Source organism: Arthrobacter sp. ZGTC212, from assembly GCF_002929255.1.
GTDB lineage: Bacteria > Actinomycetota > Actinomycetes > Actinomycetales > Micrococcaceae > Arthrobacter_B > Arthrobacter_B sunyaminii.
This window is the reverse complement of the sequence record NZ_PJIJ01000047.1, coordinates 1-610: the sequence shown is the minus strand read 5'-3', so window position 1 is coordinate 610 and position 610 is coordinate 1. Positions and strand designations below refer to the sequence as shown.

Annotated in this window: 1 protein-coding gene; it reads right to left on the bottom strand. The window is 64.6% G+C overall.

Annotated elements, in window-relative coordinates; all coding sequences use genetic code 11:
- On the bottom strand, nucleotides 1-610 hold a 610-nt coding region (locus CXQ89_RS17780; protein WP_219815644.1), incomplete at both ends, for a 3-carboxyethylcatechol 2,3-dioxygenase.

The window sequence follows — 610 nt, the reverse complement described above, 5'->3', positions numbered from 1 at the left end:
GCGAAGGCTGCGGCCGTGTCGATGACCCGCTGCTGGCGCGCGTTCCGTGCAGCGGCGGTGGGGTGGCGGCCGTTGAGCAGCATCGTCTTTTGTTCGGGTGTGGCAGTGGCGATCTGGGGCACGGGCGGGTCGTGGGACAGTCCGCCGGAGCCGATAATGAGGACCTTCTGGTCCAGGGTCTTGAGGTAGTTTCCGACGGCGGTGCCCAGCTGCCGCATACGGCGCATTGAAGCGAAAGGCGGCGCGACCGAGTTGACGAAGATCGGGATCACCGGTTTGGCCGCGATGGAGCCGAACAGCACCTCGAGCGGCTGCACCGCACCGTGGTCGATCTCCATTTTGAGGGAGATCGCGGCGTCAAGATCGGCGTCGATGACAGCCTGTGCCAGGTCCTTTGCGATGGCGGTCGGGACGTTCAGCGGCCCCTCCTCGGAACCGTAGTCGCCGACGCTCACGGCTTCATAACCGATGCAGAAGGGAGGCATTAGCTCGTAGAAGAAGCCGTTGTAATGATCCGGGGCGAAGGAGACCACCAGGTCCGGGTTGAAGTCCTCCACGAACTGACGGGCGACGGCGAACGCGGCGTCGACGTCCCTCTGGATTTCCTCCG